The sequence below is a fragment of the Leucobacter japonicus genome (assembly GCF_001273855.1).
In the GTDB taxonomy this organism is placed as follows: Bacteria; Actinomycetota; Actinomycetes; order Actinomycetales; family Microbacteriaceae; genus Leucobacter; species Leucobacter japonicus.
The window spans coordinates 84,549-99,290 of record NZ_JHBX01000106.1 but is presented as its reverse complement, the minus strand read 5'-3'; the positions used below and the strand labels follow the sequence as shown (position 1 = coordinate 99,290).

The window sequence follows — 14,742 nt, the reverse complement described above, 5'->3', positions numbered from 1 at the left end:
CCGGTCAGTTCTGCTGACCGGGGCCGCCCATGCCGCCACCCTGACCGGTCGGAGTGCCCTGCCCGCCGCCGAAGCCGCCGCCCTGCCCCGCGGCCGCCTCACCGGCCGTCGCGGTGCCAACTTCGGAGCCGTTCACGAGCAGGGTGTACGACTCGCCGGTCGCGATGTCTGCCGAAGAAGCGGTGATCGCGCCCGCCGACTTCGCCGCGGTCGCGGTGGCGACGGTCGCTCCCGAACTGTCGACCACGGTGACGGTGTCGCCCGCGGCGACCTGCCCCGTGAGCATCACCCACCCCTGGCCCGAGGTGTCGCTCGGCGACTGCTCCATGCTGCCGTTGCCGAACGCTACCAGGGTGCCGCCCGTGATCGAGAGATCGCCGTTCGCATCGAGGGCGCCGTTCATCGAGGCGCTCGGGCCGTACACGGTGATCGTGCCGCCCGAGATCGTGAGCGAGCCGTTGGAGTCGAGACCGTCGCCTTCGGCGTTCACGGTGACGGTGCCGCCCGAGATTTCGACGCGCTGACCGCCGTCGGCCATGTCGCCGCCGCCCATCCCGTTCTCGGCGCTGGTGCCGCTCGAATCCGTGCTGGTGGTCGCGGAAGCGGCCGATCCGGAACCGTTGAGCCCGTCGTCGCTGGAGGTCACCGAGACCGTGCCGCCGCCGATGCCGATCGCGGCGGCCTCGATGCCCTCGTTCGACTGCGTGATGTTCACGCTGCCGTCGCCGATCGATACGATCGCCTCGCCCTTCACGCCGTCGTCCACGGCCGACACTGTGAGGTCGCCGCCCGAGATGACGGTATCGGTCTGGGCCTGCACGCCGTCGTCGCCGGCGGTGATGTCGATCGTGCCTCCCGACACCCAGATGTACCCCTGGGTGTCGTCGGAGTCCTGATCGCTCTTCAAGCCATCGCCGCCGGTCGCCGTGAGGTCGAGCGTGCCGCCGGAGACGACGAGTGAGTCCTTGCCGCGGAGGGCGTCGTCAGCGGCCGTCACGGTGATGGCGCCCGAGAGGATGACGAGGTCGTCGGTGCTCACGATGCCGTCATTGCCGTTGCCGGCGACGGTGAGCGCGCCGGTGCCGGAAATGGTGAGATCGGCGTGCGAGTGGATCGCCGCGTTGGCGTCGGCGTCGTCGGCGTAGCTCGAGGCGTCGGAGACCGCGTTCTTTGACCCGTCGGCGAGATACAGTGCGACGTCGTCGGCCGTCTGCACATCGATCGCCGCCCCCGCGGTGTTCGTGATGGTGGCGCCGTCGAGCACGAGCACGACCTGCGCGTCGTCGGGGGCGGCGACCACCACGGTGCCGTCGAAGCTGCCGGCGAGCCGGTACACGCCAGCAGCGGAGATGGTGAGCGTCGGGGTGCCCGACGCATCGCTGACGGCGACCGCGTCGCTCTCGCTCGTCGCCGAATCACCGTTCAGCGTGACGTCCACCGCGTCGTCGAGCTTCCACTCGTCATCGTTCACGGTGGTCGCGTTCGCGTTGGCGGCGAGCACGTCGTCCGGGCTGAGATCGCCCGTGAATGCCGCGGAGACCGCCGTGGTGGTCGAGCCGCCGCTCCCGGAGGTCGTGGTCGCCGCCGAGGTGATCGCAGTGCAGCCGGCGAGGAGCCCGCCGCAGAGCAGTACGGCTGAGGCGGCGAGGACGGTGCGTTTCAGTGAGGGGGTCATGCTGCGTCCTCCAAGGAATCGGGGGTGTGGGGGTGGGGTGCGGTGCGCCGGGGGATCGGACCGGCGGAGGAGGCGCGAGGCGGAACCGAATGGTCGGCATCCGAGAAGATGTCGCGCAGGACGCGCGCCCACTTGTTGCTCGGCAGCTCGGGGTGGAGTGCTGCGGTGCCGGTGCCGAACTTGCTGATGCCCTGCGGGCGATGTCCGAGCCGCCAGAGCGCCCGGTCGATCTCGGTGGCGGGGCCCGCCGACTTGGATTCGATGATCACGTGCGCGGGGAGGCCGACGCGCTCGCCGCCGGCGTCGATCCAATCGAGCTCGGTGTCGATGGTGGCCCGGCTGCCTCCGGGGGCGAGGAGTGTGGTGCGGCGATATCGCGTAGTGAGCGTCGGGCGCATCTCTCGCGTCAGCGTCGGATCGAGCCCGATCGTCTCCAGCGATTCCCCGACGTAGCGGTGCCCCTCGGGAGTCAGGCGGTCGAGGTGATCGGTCAGATAGGGAATGCGATCCTTCACCGTCGCACCGCGGCCGCCGCGCGTCTTCATCTCGAGGTACGCGGTGTCGCTCGACAGGTAGGCGCGCGTGCGCAGTTTGAAGCGGCGCCGACGCGGTCGCGCGGCGAGGTGGTAGCTGAGTCGATCCGGGGTGTCGAAGTACACGGAGGCGTACGCGAAGGCGCGTTCGCCGGCGATATCGAGCACGCGGGTGGCCGGGTCGATGGCGGCGAGCAGGTGCGCGGCATCGGCGGCAGGAAGCAGATACTTGCGGTCGACGCGGGTGAGGAGCGCCGCGTCCGAGACGAGTTCGTCGAGGTCGATCGGCGCGAGGGAACCGGCAATGCGGCTGAGTTCGGCGGTCATCGGGCTGCCACCTGGGTGCGCCCCGCAGTGCGACCCGCCGTGTGCATCTGCGGTGCCGGCGGCGCGGGCAACCGATAGCGCACGTCGACGAGCGTCGTGTCGTTCACGAAATCGAGATCCTGCACGGTGAGCGAGGTCACGCGTGCGCCGAGCCGCTGCTCGATCTCGCCGCGCAATTCGTGTTCGTCGACGATCGCGCGATCGAGGCGCACGACCTGGTGTCGGCTGCGTGCGAGCAGGGCCGGGTGATCCGCCGCCCACATGACGATGAGAATGAGCGCGATGCACAGGATCGGCGTGACCAGGCTGGCAGTGTTCAACCCGCCGAGCAGTCCCATCGCGAGCGCCGAGAAGTAGTAGGCGACCTCGCGCTGCGAGATCTCCGAGGAGCGGAGACGGATGATGGAGAGCACCCCGAAGAGGCCGAGACCGAGACCGAGCGCGACCTCAGCCGTGCTCAGTACCGTCGCGACCGCGAGTACGCCGATGTTCACGCCGAGAAAGGCGACGACGAGGTCGCGGCGGCGATGGCGGCGGTAGTAGATGCCGAAGGTGAGGATGAGCGCTGCGGCGAGGTCGACGGCGATGAGGATGAGAGTGCTGGACGTCACGGGATCTCCAGGATCGAGGGCGGTGGGGCGGGGCCCCGGTGGATACTGGATCCATTCGAACCGGTGATGCTATGTGAAAGTTATGCAATCGCTTCGCGAAAGATGAATCGCGGGTAAACGGGCGCGCTCGCGCCGTGCCGCGATTCAGCCCTGCAGCAGTGCGGGGAAGATGTAATCGGTGTTCAGCGGCGCAATGTCATCGCGATCGCTTGCGGGATCGATCCACTCCACCGCAGCGATCTCCGCCAGCGGCCCGGCGGCGTCGGCCGACTCCACGAACGGGTGTTCGAACACGGTCGCCTCCACGATGTGACCGGGTTCATTCGCCGCCACCGCGCGGAAGACGCCCAGCGGGCGCAGCAGATCGCGATCGAGATCGATACCCAGCTCCTCGCCGAACTCGCGGACCGCGGTGTCGATCGGCGCCTCATCAGGCTCGTGCTTGCCGCCCGGCAGCATGAACGACGCAGTGCCTCGCTTGCGCACGTTGAGCACCCGCCCGGCCGCATCGCGCATGACGACGGCGCTGACGCGAATCACGCGCTCAGCGATGCTCGGGTGCTCCGGAACGTCGCTGTGCTTCTGAGGATTCACGAGGCATACCCGGGGGCTGCGGGGAGACCGAAGAATTCCTCGAGCGTGGTGACGCCGGTGTCGCGCAGGTGCTGCGCGAGGTCGGTGCCGACGAATCGGAAATGCCAGGGCTCGGGCATGAAACCGGTGACCTCCTGTTTGCCGTCGGGGTAGCGCACGATAAACCCGTACTCGGCCGCGTGCTCCGCGAGCCAGACGCCGGCCGGGGTGTCGCCAAAGCACGCGGAGAGGTAGCAGTTGCCGTGATCGTCGAGGTCGATCACCAGACCGGTCTGGTGCTCCGAGAAGCCGGGGCGCGCCGAATAGGTGTCGGCGGCCTCCTGGCCATCGCGGGCGACGTAGCTGTCGTAGAGGGAGACTTGCGTCGCGTAGTCGCGGTAGGCGCTGATGATGCGGACGTCGAGCCCCGCGTCGGCCGCACCCGCGATGAACGCTTCGGCAGCCCGCGCGGCCGGTTCGCGCAGCGGTTGGGTGAACTCGTTCTCGACGCCCTCGGGCATGACGAGGTCGGTGGGGGCGAAGTCGAGGGGCTGCAGCGGGCGCAGTTTGTTGCTGACGACCCAGATCGACATCGGATCATCGGTCGAGTTCGCGGTCGCGTCGAACGCCGGTGCGGTCGGCGATGGGGTCGAGGGCTCTGTCGTGGCGGGTGCCACTGACGTGGGCGAGGACGAAGCCGAAGCGCCCGATGCGTCGTTCGGCTCGGGGGCGCACCCGACGCTGCCGAGCGCCGCTGCAGAGGCCAGGAGGGCGATCGTCGCGCGGGTGATCGCTCGCAGTGTCATACCCTCCATCGTAGCGTTCGGGCTCGATCCGACGCCCGACTGTCGTAGGCCCCGGCTAGGCTGGAACGCATGGATGACGGCAGCGGATCGCGCACCCCTGAACCCGGGTACACCCCCATCGCGGTGACCGGCAGGAAGCGGCTCTCGCGTCGCGCCCGCACGGCGATCACGCTCGGCGCGATCGCCGTAACCGTGCTCGGTCTGGGCGGAGGAGCGGCGGCGCTCGTCTGGGGCGCGTCGCGCGACGAAGCGCCGCCGGTCGCAACCCCCGCACCGAGCCCGAGTGCGTCGCCGACCCCTGAAGCGGAGCCGACGGAGGCTCCCGCGACCAGTGACGACGATGGATCGGTGCACGTCATCGCCATGGGCGACATGCTGCCGCACGACTCGGTCAACGCCAACGCGCTCGGCGCAGATGGCACGTACGACTACGGCCCATTCTTCTCGGGCATCGCCCCGCAACTCGCCGCCGCCGACGTGACCTTCTGCAACCAGGAGGTGCCGAGCGCCGGCGTCGACTTCGGCATCAGTGGGTACCCCACCTTCAACGCGCCCGCAGAGTTCGCGCAGGCGCTGCAGGCCACGGCAGGGTGCGACCTCGTGAACATCGCGACGAACCATTCGGCTGACCTCGGCGCCGCCGGTATCGCGGCGACGCGCGGCGTCTGGGACGGGCTGGCACCGGCCGTCGTCGATGGCGCCAACCGCACGGCCGAAGAACAGCGCTCGGTGCCGGTGTTCGAGCAGGGCGGCATCACCTTCGCTCTCGTGTCGTTCGCCGAGTACTCGAATGCCCCCATCGACGGGGTCTCGCTGAACATGATGAGCGATACGGCCCTCGTCACCGACCTCATGACGCAGGCGCGCGCTGCGGCCGACGTGGTCATCGTCTCGGCGCACTGGGGTACCGAAGACTCGCACGAGGTCAATGACCAGCAGCGGGCATTTGCGCAGCAGGTCGCCGATCTCGGTGCCGACGTCATCGTCGGCACCGGCCCGCACGTGCTGCAGACCACGGCCTGGCTCGACCGCGCCGATGGCGGGCGCACGCTCGTCTGGTACTCGATCGGCAACATGCTCAACACCCAGATTGAACTCGACCAGCGCACCGGGGTGATCGCCGGCTTCGATGCGATGCGCGACTCGACAACCGGCGCGGTGAGCATTGCGAACCCGACCGGCATCCTCACCTACATGCACTACGACTGGACGGCGGAGCAGGAGGCGGCGAACGATCTGCTCGCCCGCACGAACCTGTCGATCACGCCGCTGGCGCAGGCAGACGCGCTGCTGGCGACGACGCGCTTCGGCGTGACCGCCGAGCAACAGGTGGCGACATCGAGTGCGATTCTCGGCCCGGACGTCACCATCCTTCCGGAGTAGCGCCGCCTCCGTGAACTACACCCGTTCGCTGGCGAGCGCGGCGCCTCAGTCGCGTGCGAGCGCCCGGTAGTCGTCGATGCTCAGACGGTCGCCGATCACGGGGAACTCGCCGCGCACCTCCGCGACCCGCGCGCCATCGAGTTCGACCACGAGCACCTCTTCCGCATCGCCGCACTCGGCGACGATGCGCCCTGACGGGTCGACGATGCGGCTGAACCCACCGAGCTGCACGTCGCCTTGCGCGCCGCAGGCGTTCACCGCGATCACCCAGAGCTGGTGCTCCACTGCCCGAGCCTGGGTCAGCAAGCGCCAGTGCTCGCGACGGGCCGCCGGCCACGCCGCAGGCACGATGACGGCTTCGGCTCCGCGGGCGCTCAGCTCTTGCCACAGGCCCGGAAAGCGCAGGTCGTAGCAGGTCGTGCTGCCGGTCGGGCCGAGCGGCCCCGGCACGACACTGAGGCTCGACCCCGGGGTGAGCAACTGCGATTCGAGCGACTGATAGCCGAAGACGTGAATCTTGCGATACGTCTGCGCGATCCGCCCTGCGCGATCGATCAACACGGCCGTGTTGTGCAGCCGGCCGTCGTTCCCGAGCTCCACGAAGCTGCCCAGGTGCACGGCCGAGCCGAGGTCGCGCGCCACGCGCTGCGCCATCTGCACCGTCGGCCCGTCCAGCGTCTCGGCGCGTTCGCGGTACTGCTCGAACGAGAAGTAGCCGGCGCTCCACAGCTCGGGCAGCACGAAGAGGTCGACCGGGCCGGTGTGACGCAGCAGCGCCTCGACGCGGGCGATGCGTGCCTGCGGGCTTTCTGCTTCGGGGCTGGCGATCTGCACGAGCGCGACACGGCGCGTGGACTCGGAACGGGCGTGCTCGGTGACCTGCATGACTCCCAGCCTAGGTGAGGCGTGCCGAGCGCGACAGCGTCTCGGGTCATGCGAAGATGGGACGCGGATCGGTTCGCGCGTGCGAGCCGCGCGACCGGGAATGGTGAGGGTATGACGATCGATACCGCCGAGCTCCCCGACCCCGAGGGGCCGGAAGATCGACCGACGCCGCCGGGCAACCCCGGATGGCTGAGCGATGACGAGCTCAGCTTCGTACGCGGCCGGCTGCCGATCGTGTACGTCGAAGCGGTGCCCGTGCGCCTCGACGGTCTCGGCCAGGTCGTCGAAGTCGGTCTCCTCCTGCGCAGCACCCCCGAGGGCGTGATGACGCGGTCGCTCGTGTCCGGGCGCGTGCGCTACGGCGAGACGCTGCGAGAGGCGCTCTTCCGCCACCTTGAGAATGACCTCGGGCCGATGGCGTTTCCGCAGATGCCCGCGGCCCTCGTGCCGGTGCAGGTCGCGGAGTACTTTCCGATGCCCGGCATCTCGCCGTATGTGGATGAGCGCCAGCACGCGGTGTCGCTCGTGTACGTCGTGCCGGTCACCGGAACCTGCAATCCGCGCCAGGATGCGCTCGAGGTCACGTGGATGGCCCCGGACCAGGCGCTGCACCCGGCGAATCTCGACGAGTTCGTGAATGGCCGGGGTGCCCTGCTGCGGCAGGCGCTCTCGTCCATGAGCTGCTGACCGCGGGCGAGGTCGTCCCGCTGCGTCAGTCGCGCGAGCGCCAGGAGATGACGTGCTCGGGCGCGAACCGCTTCGCGCATTGACCGCACGAGTGCAGGCGTGTGGGCTTGCGGAAGCGATAGTGCTCGTGCCCTGCTGAGCAGCGCCCCACCCACGGCGCGCGTTCGTGCGCGATCTCGCCGTGGTGGGTGACTCCGCCGACGTAGCCGAGGTCGCGGGCGATCGTCTTCCACGTCGCTCCATGGCCGGCTTCGGGACCGGCGAGCGCATGGGCGACTTCATGGAGCAGCACCTGATGGATCTCATCGTCGTCGAACTTCTCGGCGAGGTAGCGCGACACCGTGATGCGACGGTCGGTGTAGTTGCAGAGCCCCGCGCGGCGCTTGGCGTGATCGAATGCGAACGACCAGGGCCGGTCACCGGGTGCGAGCTGCGGCTGCAGGTGCGCCGTGATCAGCGCCTCCGCCCAGACGCGAACGCGCGCGAGATCGGACACGATCAGTTCCGTTCGAAGAGCTCGCGGGCCGGCTCGGGGGAGTCGACGGCGGTCGCGTCGGTGACCGCCGCAGTACCGCGCACCCACTCGGCGAACTCGCGCCCGACGAGCATGCGGGCCGGGTGCGGTCCCCCCGCCAGCAGGCGGGGCAACCATTCGAGCGCCTCGAGGTCGGCGTCGGAGGCGACGAAGACGACATTGCCGAACCGGCGGCCCTTCAATACCTGGGGCTCGGCGATGGCGACCGCAGACGTGAAGAGGCGATCGAGTGTGGCTGCCTGACCGCGCACGAACGGGAGCCCCGCGCCGTCTGCCGCGTTGACGACGACGACGCCATCGGGCGTGAGCAGTGGCCGCAGCAATTCGTAGAACTCGACGCTCGACACGTGGGCCGGCGTGCGTGCGCCGGCGAAGATGTCGACGACGATCAGATCCATCGCACCCCGCATGCCCTCGGGCAGCTTGGCGACGACATCGCGCGCATCGCCCCGACGCACGCGAATGCTCGCCCGCTTCGGCAAGGGAGCGGCCTCGCGGACGAGATCGACCAGTGCCCCCTCGAGTTCGATGACCTGCTGTCGGCTGCCGGGCCGGGTCGCCTCGATGTAGCGCGGCAGCGTGAACGCGCCCCCGCCGAGGTGCAGCGCAGAGATGGGGCGGCCCTGCGGGCGGAAGAGGTCGATGACGTGCCCGATGCGACGCACGTACTCGAAGAAGAGCTCGCTCGGATCGCGGAGGTTCACGTGCGACTGCGGCGTGCCGTCGACGACGAGCTGGACGGCTCCGGGCACCCATCGGTCGGCTTCGATCTCGGCGCTCAGCCCCGAGCTGAGCGTCACCGGGTCGGGAAACTGCCTCACGGGCGCGAGAGCCCCAGCTCGTCGATCTTGCGCAACATGTCGGCATTCGACGGTTCGACTTGGTGGCTCGCGTCGGGGTACAGAATGACCGGAATGTTGGTGCGGCCGCTGATATCGCGGGCAACGTCGGCGGCCGCCGGATCTTGCACCAGGTCGACGTAGCGGTAGGGCGTGCCCGAACGGTCGAAGATGAGCTTGGCGCGGCGGCAATCGCCGCACCAGTCGGCACCGAAAATGACGGTCTCGGTGGTGGGTGCGGCCGCGCCGGCGGCGGGCTCGGTGGAGATCTGATCGCTCATGGTGTCAGCCTACGCGGGGCCGCCGACTTCCGATGTCGATTTCGCGCAGAGTGATGCCGGCCGCGCCGGGGGAATGGAACCGACGCGCGCCGTGTTCTGTGACAGGAGAGCGTCGTTCCTGCGGATCGCGGCGCATCGCGAACGAACGGAGCACGGCACGATGCACGCATCAGCAGTCGACGAGCAGGCGCTGAGCCCGCACCTCGCCATGGACGCGGTGACGCTGCGCGTCGGCGACCTCGAAGAGATGTCGTCGTACTACGCCGAGGCGCTCGCGCTCACCCCGATCGAAGAGCGCGCCCGCGGCACCGAGGTGCACCGTGTGCTCGGCCGCGGGTCGGTGCCGTTCGTGCGGTTGATCGGTACTCCCGAGCTGCCACCCGTGCGACCGGGCGATGCGGGTCTCTTTCACACGGCGTTCCTGTTCGCCTCGCAGGCGGCGCTCGCCGCCACCGTGTTCCGCACCGCGAGCGATGCGCGCAGCCGTTTCTCCGGTTCGTCGGATCACGGGGTCAGCGAGGCCTTCTACTTCACCGACCCCGAGGGCAACGGGATCGAGCTGTACGTCGATCGCGCCCGAGACCAGTGGAGCTATGTCGGCGCCGAACTGCAGATGGGTACCGAGTATCTCGATCCGAATGCGTACCTACGCGCTCACCTCGACGAGCAGGTGCTCGCCGATGTCGAGCAGCAGGCCGGAGGCGTCGGCCACGTGCACCTGCAGGTCGGCGATGTCGCGGCGGCTCGCGGTTTCTACGTCGACGGGCTGGGGTTCGAGCCGACCGTATCGGGAATCCCGACGGCGCTGTTCGCGTCGGCGGGCGGGTACCACCATCACGTCGCGATGAACACGTGGAACAGCCGCGGCGCGGGCCCCCGTGCGGCACGATTGGGGTTGGGCGATGTCGCCATCACCCTGCCCGCGCGGGAAGATCTCGACGCGCTCGGCGATCGCCTGCGGCGGCGCGGGATCGCGTTCGCCGATACCGGCCGCTCCATCATCGCGCACGATCCCTGGGGCACCCAGGTCACCCTCGCACTGCCGCAGGCGACTGCGGAGGAACTGCTCAGCGACTGAGAGCGGGGCGGCGTTCGGGGCTGAACCAGAGTCGCCGGGCGAGCACCGCAGCCGCTGCTCCCAGCGCTGCGCCGGCCAGCGTATCGGTGAGCCAGTGGACGTGCAGGGCGGTACGGCTCCAGAGCATCGCGACGATCCAGATGCCCGCGGCGACGATGATCCATCGGGTGAGCTGCGGACCGAGTCGCTCCGAGCCGATCGCGATGAGGGCGATCGAGACGGCGATCGCGGCCGCACCCATCGAATGGCCGGAGGGGTACGACGCCCCGTGGCTCTCGAAGAGCTGGCCAGACGGACGCACGCGAAGCACGAGCGCCTTCGCCGTTTCGGAGCACGCGACGCCGATGAGTGCGGCCGTCATGAGTGCCGCAGCATCTCGTGGGCGGCGGAGCGCGAAGCAGAGCGCGGCCAAGATGGCGACGAGCGCCGCCGAGCCGGCACCGTCGCCGACCTGGGCGAGGAACACGGCGACGGCGTAGGGGCCGGAGCCGCGTTCGACGGTGACGACGCTGTTCCACCAGGTGTCGATCGGCAACGCGCCGGTGTGCGTCAGTCGTAGAAACGCGCCGAAGGCGGCGACGAGCAGGATCGCAACGATGGCGCCGCCCACGGCCGCGCGGGGCGGTGTGCGGCGTGCGGGGGAGGCCCGCCGTTGCGACGGGGTGCGTCCTGCAGGGTGTTCACTCGGTGCCATCCCGATACGGTAGTGGAGTCGTCTGAGGGTGCGACGCAGGCGTCCGTGCATCGAACGAGAATGCAGTGCGACGCTGCGCGATCCGCATCCCCGCGAATTCTGGAATGGGAACTGGACATCCCATAACCATGCTGTTACAGTTGGCAGTTGCACTACGGACACCAGTGTGCCTCCATATAGCGGGAGGCCCCGGGAGCTGGCGCGAAAGCGCAGATGAGCCTCGCCCGCGTGATCCCGAAGCAATTCTCGCAAGACCAGGTCAACCGGCCCGACGGGGCCCACGGAGGTAGTTTCCTTGGCTGCTGCGCGCAACGCATCGTCCACCCAGAATCCGAAGAACGGCCGCGATCACCAGCGGCTCTCCTTCGCCAAGATTTCCGACACGCTGTCGGTGCCCAATCTGCTGGCACTGCAGCTCGAGAGCTTTGATTGGCTCGTCGGTAACGATACGTGGAAATCGCGTGTCGTCGAGGCACAGGCTCAGGGGCGCGATGACATCGCGCTGAAGAGCGGCCTCGAGGAGATCTTCGATGAGATCTCGCCGATCGAAGACAACGCTGGCACCATGCAGCTGTCGTTCGAGAACCCGATTCTCGACGAGCAGAAGTTCACCATCGAGGAGTGCAAGGAGCGCGGCAAGACCTACGCCGCGCCGCTGTACGTCGAGGCTGCCTTCTACAACACCGAGACTCAGGTGCTGAAGAGCCAGACGGTCTACATGGGTGATTTCCCCATCATGACCGACAAGGGCACCTTCATCATCAACGGCACCGAGCGCGTCATCGTGTCGCAGCTCGTGCGTAGCCCGGGTGTCTACTTCGAGCGCGCTCAGGAGAAGACGAGCGATAAAGACGTCTTCACCGCACGCGTCATCCCCAGCCGCGGTGCCTGGCTCGAGTTCGAGGTCGACAAGCGCGACCAGGTCGGCGTGCGCATCGACCGCAAGCGCAAGCAGTCGGTCACGGTCTTCCTGAAGGCTCTCGGCATGACGAGCGAGGAGATCCTCGAGGAGTTCGCCGGCTACGAGTCGATCGCACTCACCCTTGAGAAGGACGCCATCCTCACGCAGGAAGAGGCGCTCAAGGACATCTACCGCAAGCAGCGTCCGGGCGAGCAGGTGGCCATCGAAGCCGCTCGCGCGCTTCTCGACAACAGCTACTTCAACCCGAAGCGCTACGATCTGGCCAAGGTCGGCCGCTACAAGATCAACCGCAAGCTCGGTGTCGACGCCGCCATCACCGACTCGGTGCTGTCGCTCGAAGACATCGTTGCGACGATCAAGTACCTTGTCGGCCTGCACGCCGGCACCGAGACGCTCCCCGGCACCCGTGAGGGCAAGCCGGTCGACGTGCGCCTCGAGACCGACGACATCGATCACTTCGGCAACCGTCGCATCCGCGCGGTGGGCGAGCTGATCCAGAACCAGGTGCGCACCGGCCTCAGCCGCATGGAGCGCGTCGTGCGCGAGCGCATGACGACGCAGGACATCGAGGCGATCACGCCGAACACCCTGATCAACACGCGCCCCGTGCTCGCGGCGATCAAGGAGTTCTTCGGCACCTCGCAGCTGTCGCAGTTCATGGATCAGAACAACCCGCTCGCGGGCCTGACCAACAAGCGCCGCCTCTCGGCTCTCGGCCCCGGCGGTCTCTCGCGTGACCGCGCAGGCGTCGAGGTGCGAGACGTGCACCCGTCGCACTACGGCCGCATGTGCCCGATCGAGACCCCGGAAGGCCCGAACATCGGCCTGATCGGTGCGCTCGCCACGTTCGCGCGCATCAACGCCTTCGGCTTCATCGAGACCCCGTACCGTCGCGTCGTCGACGGCAAGGTCACCGACCAGGTCGACTACCTCACCGCCCACGAAGAGGACGAGTTCCTCATCGCCCAGGCCGGCGCCCCGCTCACCAAGGACGGCGTCTTCGCCGAGAAGCAGGTGCTCGCGCGCCCCCGCGGCTCCGAGGTCATCATGGTCGACGCCGATCGCGTCGGCTACATGGACGTCTCGCCGCGCCAGATGGTGTCGGTCGCGACCTCGCTGATCCCGTTCCTCGAGCACGACGATGCGAACCGCGCCCTCATGGGTGCCAACATGCAGCGTCAGGCCGTGCCGCTCGTGCGCAGCGAGTCGCCGGTCGTCGGTACCGGTATGGAGGGCTACGCAGCCATCGACGCCGGTGACGTGGTCACCGCGCAGAAGTCGGGCGTCGTCTCCGAGGTCTCCGCAGACTTCGTGACGATCGAGCACGACGAGGGCGGCTCGAAGAGCTACTTCATGCGCAAGTTCGATCGCTCGAACCAGGGCACGAACTACAACCACCGTGTCATCGTCAAGGCCGGCGAGCGCATCGAGGCCGGCGAGGTCATCGCCGACGGCCCCGCGACCGAGAACGGCGAGCTCGCGCTCGGCAAGAACCTCCTCGTGGCGTTCATGTCGTGGGAGGGTCACAACTTCGAGGACGCGATCATCCTGAGCCAGAACCTGGTGAAGGACGACACGCTCTCGTCGATCCACATCGAGGAGTACGACGTCGACGCGCGCGACACCAAGCTCGGCAAGGAAGAGATCACCCGTGACCTCCCCAACGCCAGCATGGAGGCGCTGAAAGACCTCGACGAGCGCGGCATCATCCGCATCGGCGCCGAGGTTTCGCCCGGCGACATCCTTGTCGGCAAGGTCACGCCGAAGGGCGAGACCGAGCTCTCGGCCGAGGAGCGCCTGCTTCGCGCGATCTTCAACGAGAAGAGCCGCGAGGTGCGCGACACCTCCCTCAAGGTGCCCCACGGCGTCTCGGGTACGGTCACCTCGGTCAAGGTGTTCGACGCGGAGAACGACAACGACGACGAGCTCGGCTCGGGCGTCAACCAGCGCGTGGTCGTCTACATCGCTCAGAAGCGCAAGATCACCGAGGGCGACAAGCTCGCCGGTCGTCACGGCAACAAGGGCGTCATCTCGAAGATCCTCCCGGTCGAAGACATGCCGTTCCTCGCAGACGGCACCCCCGTCGACGTCATCCTGAACCCGCTGGGCATCCCCGGCCGAATGAACTTCGGCCAGGTTCTCGAGGTGCACCTCGGCTGGATCGCCAAGCAGGGCTGGAAGGTCGACGGATCGCCGGAGTGGGCTGCCAAGCTCTCGCAGCAGGCGCTCGAAGCCGCACCGAACACCAAGGTCGCGACCCCGGTGTTCGACGGCGCTTCGGAGGCGGAGATCGCCGGTCTGCTCGATTCGACCCTCGTCACCCGTGACGGCGATCGACTCATCGACTCGTCGGGCAAGACCCGCCTGTTCGATGGTCGCTCGGGCGAGCCGTACCCGTACCCGATCTCGGTCGGCTACATGTACATCCTGAAGCTGCACCACCTGGTCGACGACAAGATCCACGCGCGTTCGACGGGCCCCTACTCGATGATCACGCAGCAGCCGCTGGGCGGTAAGGCCCAGTTCGGCGGCCAGCGCTTCGGCGAGATGGAGGTGTGGGCGCTTGAGGCGTACGGTGCCGCATACGCACTGCAGGAGCTGCTCACGGTGAAGTCGGACGACATCCTCGGCCGCGTGAAGGTGTACGAGGCGATCGTGCGCGGGGAGAACATCCCCGAGCCCGGCGTCCCCGAGTCCTTCCGAGTGCTCATGAAGGAGATGCAGTCGCTCTGCCTGAACGTCGAAGTACTCGGAGCTGACGGCCAGGCCGTCAACCTGCGCGACAACGACGACGAGGCCCACCGCACCGCGGAAGAGCTCGGCATCAACCTCTCCACCCGCTTCGAATCCTCGTCGATCGACGAGATCTAAGCCGGACACCTTCACTTTTCAGTAATTCCCAAGGAGAACATT

At 68.2% G+C, this 14,742-nt stretch carries 14 protein-coding genes; 4 read left to right on the top strand and 10 right to left on the bottom strand.

Annotated elements, in window-relative coordinates; all coding sequences use genetic code 11:
• Nucleotides 1-4: 4 nt before the first annotated feature.
• From AMS67_RS08280 to AMS67_RS08260, 5 genes are all read right to left on the bottom strand, one after another.
• The gene (locus AMS67_RS08280) at nt 5-1,675 is read right to left on the bottom strand and encodes a carbohydrate-binding domain-containing protein (RefSeq protein ID WP_053386945.1); all 1,671 of its coding nucleotides are present in this window, start codon (nt 1,673-1,675) and stop codon (nt 5-7) included.
• Complete coding sequence (locus AMS67_RS08275; RefSeq protein ID WP_075201280.1) at nt 1,672-2,535, bottom strand: VTC domain-containing protein; 864 nt, start codon at nt 2,533-2,535, stop codon at nt 1,672-1,674. The genes AMS67_RS08280 and AMS67_RS08275 overlap by 4 nt, the downstream gene beginning before the upstream one ends.
• Nucleotides 2,532-3,146 carry a DUF4956 domain-containing protein gene (locus AMS67_RS08270; protein ID WP_053386944.1) on the bottom strand — a complete coding sequence of 205 codons (615 nt, stop codon included), beginning with the start codon at nt 3,144-3,146 and terminating at the stop codon, nt 2,532-2,534. Before AMS67_RS08270 ends, AMS67_RS08275 begins: the two co-directional genes overlap by 4 nt.
• Before the next feature lie 144 nt (nt 3,147-3,290).
• On the bottom strand, nt 3,291-3,740 hold the full coding sequence (locus AMS67_RS08265) for an NUDIX hydrolase (protein ID WP_277619556.1): 450 nt from the start codon (nt 3,738-3,740) through the stop codon (nt 3,291-3,293).
• The gene (locus tag AMS67_RS08260) at nt 3,737-4,525 is read right to left on the bottom strand and encodes a M15 family metallopeptidase (protein ID WP_053386943.1); all 789 of its coding nucleotides are present in this window, start codon (nt 4,523-4,525) and stop codon (nt 3,737-3,739) included. Before AMS67_RS08260 ends, AMS67_RS08265 begins: the two co-directional genes overlap by 4 nt.
• A gap of 69 nt (nt 4,526-4,594) precedes the next feature.
• Between AMS67_RS08260 and AMS67_RS08255 the strand changes: the two genes are divergently transcribed.
• A complete protein-coding gene (locus AMS67_RS08255; protein ID WP_053386942.1) occupies nt 4,595-5,908 on the top strand; it encodes a CapA family protein in 1,314 nt (437 codons plus the stop codon).
• A 45-nt stretch (nt 5,909-5,953) separates the two neighbouring features.
• Here the strand turns inward: AMS67_RS08255 and AMS67_RS08250 are convergent, their stop codons facing one another.
• A complete protein-coding gene (locus tag AMS67_RS08250) occupies nt 5,954-6,793 on the bottom strand; it encodes a carbon-nitrogen family hydrolase (protein ID WP_053386941.1) in 840 nt (279 codons plus the stop codon).
• A 111-nt stretch (nt 6,794-6,904) separates the two neighbouring features.
• Here AMS67_RS08250 and AMS67_RS08245 point away from each other — a divergent pair, with 111 nt between their 5' ends.
• Nucleotides 6,905-7,480: an NUDIX hydrolase family protein gene (locus AMS67_RS08245; protein WP_053352772.1), complete on the top strand. Its 576-nt coding sequence runs from the start codon at nt 6,905-6,907 to the stop codon at nt 7,478-7,480.
• Nucleotides 7,481-7,505: 25 nt separating this feature from the next.
• Here AMS67_RS08245 and AMS67_RS08240 read toward each other — a convergent pair whose 3' ends face one another.
• The 3 genes from AMS67_RS08240 to AMS67_RS08230 are packed head-to-tail and all read right to left on the bottom strand — an operon-like array spanning nt 7,506 to nt 9,135.
• A complete protein-coding gene (locus AMS67_RS08240) occupies nt 7,506-7,976 on the bottom strand; it encodes a SprT-like domain-containing protein (protein WP_053386940.1) in 471 nt (156 codons plus the stop codon).
• Between the two features lie 2 nt (nt 7,977-7,978).
• Entirely contained in the window at nt 7,979-8,836 is an 858-nt protein-coding gene (locus AMS67_RS08235; protein WP_053386939.1) for a spermidine synthase, read from the bottom strand.
• On the bottom strand, nt 8,833-9,135 hold the full coding sequence (locus AMS67_RS08230) for a glutaredoxin domain-containing protein (RefSeq protein WP_053386938.1): 303 nt from the start codon (nt 9,133-9,135) through the stop codon (nt 8,833-8,835). Before AMS67_RS08230 ends, AMS67_RS08235 begins: the two co-directional genes overlap by 4 nt.
• Before the next feature lie 160 nt (nt 9,136-9,295).
• On the opposite strand from AMS67_RS08230, the gene AMS67_RS08225 reads away from it, so the two are divergent.
• Nucleotides 9,296-10,213: a VOC family protein gene (locus AMS67_RS08225; protein ID WP_053387032.1), complete on the top strand. Its 918-nt coding sequence runs from the start codon at nt 9,296-9,298 to the stop codon at nt 10,211-10,213.
• Here AMS67_RS08225 and AMS67_RS08220 read toward each other — a convergent pair.
• Nucleotides 10,203-10,907: a phosphatase PAP2 family protein gene (locus AMS67_RS08220; RefSeq protein ID WP_053386937.1), complete on the bottom strand. Its 705-nt coding sequence runs from the start codon at nt 10,905-10,907 to the stop codon at nt 10,203-10,205. The two genes, AMS67_RS08225 and AMS67_RS08220, sit on opposite strands and share 11 nt — an antisense overlap.
• A 295-nt stretch (nt 10,908-11,202) precedes the next feature.
• Between AMS67_RS08220 and rpoB the strand changes: the two genes are divergently transcribed.
• Nucleotides 11,203-14,700: a DNA-directed RNA polymerase subunit beta gene (gene rpoB / locus AMS67_RS08215; protein ID WP_053352778.1), complete on the top strand. Its 3,498-nt coding sequence runs from the start codon at nt 11,203-11,205 to the stop codon at nt 14,698-14,700.
• The last annotated feature ends 42 nt before the right edge of the window (nt 14,701-14,742 follow it).

Excerpts from the sequence above, each read along its gene's own strand:
- AMS67_RS08275 (WP_075201280.1), bottom strand. The coding sequence starts at position 2,535 with ATGACCGCCGAACTCAGCCGCATTGCCGGTTCCCTCGCGCCGATCGAC.
- AMS67_RS08280 (WP_053386945.1), bottom strand. The coding sequence starts at position 1,675 with ATGACCCCCTCACTGAAACGCACCGTCCTCGCCGCCTCAGCCGTACTG.
- AMS67_RS08255 (WP_053386942.1), top strand. The coding sequence starts at position 4,595 with ATGGATGACGGCAGCGGATCGCGCACCCCTGAACCCGGGTACACCCCC.
- AMS67_RS08230 (WP_053386938.1), bottom strand. The coding sequence starts at position 9,135 with ATGAGCGATCAGATCTCCACCGAGCCCGCCGCCGGCGCGGCCGCACCC.
- AMS67_RS08250 (WP_053386941.1), bottom strand. The coding sequence starts at position 6,793 with ATGCAGGTCACCGAGCACGCCCGTTCCGAGTCCACGCGCCGTGTCGCG.
- AMS67_RS08220 (WP_053386937.1), bottom strand. The coding sequence starts at position 10,907 with ATGGCACCGAGTGAACACCCTGCAGGACGCACCCCGTCGCAACGGCGG.
- AMS67_RS08225 (WP_053387032.1), top strand. The coding sequence starts at position 9,296 with ATGCACGCATCAGCAGTCGACGAGCAGGCGCTGAGCCCGCACCTCGCC.
- AMS67_RS08245 (WP_053352772.1), top strand. The coding sequence starts at position 6,905 with ATGACGATCGATACCGCCGAGCTCCCCGACCCCGAGGGGCCGGAAGAT.
- AMS67_RS08260 (WP_053386943.1), bottom strand. The coding sequence starts at position 4,525 with ATGACACTGCGAGCGATCACCCGCGCGACGATCGCCCTCCTGGCCTCT.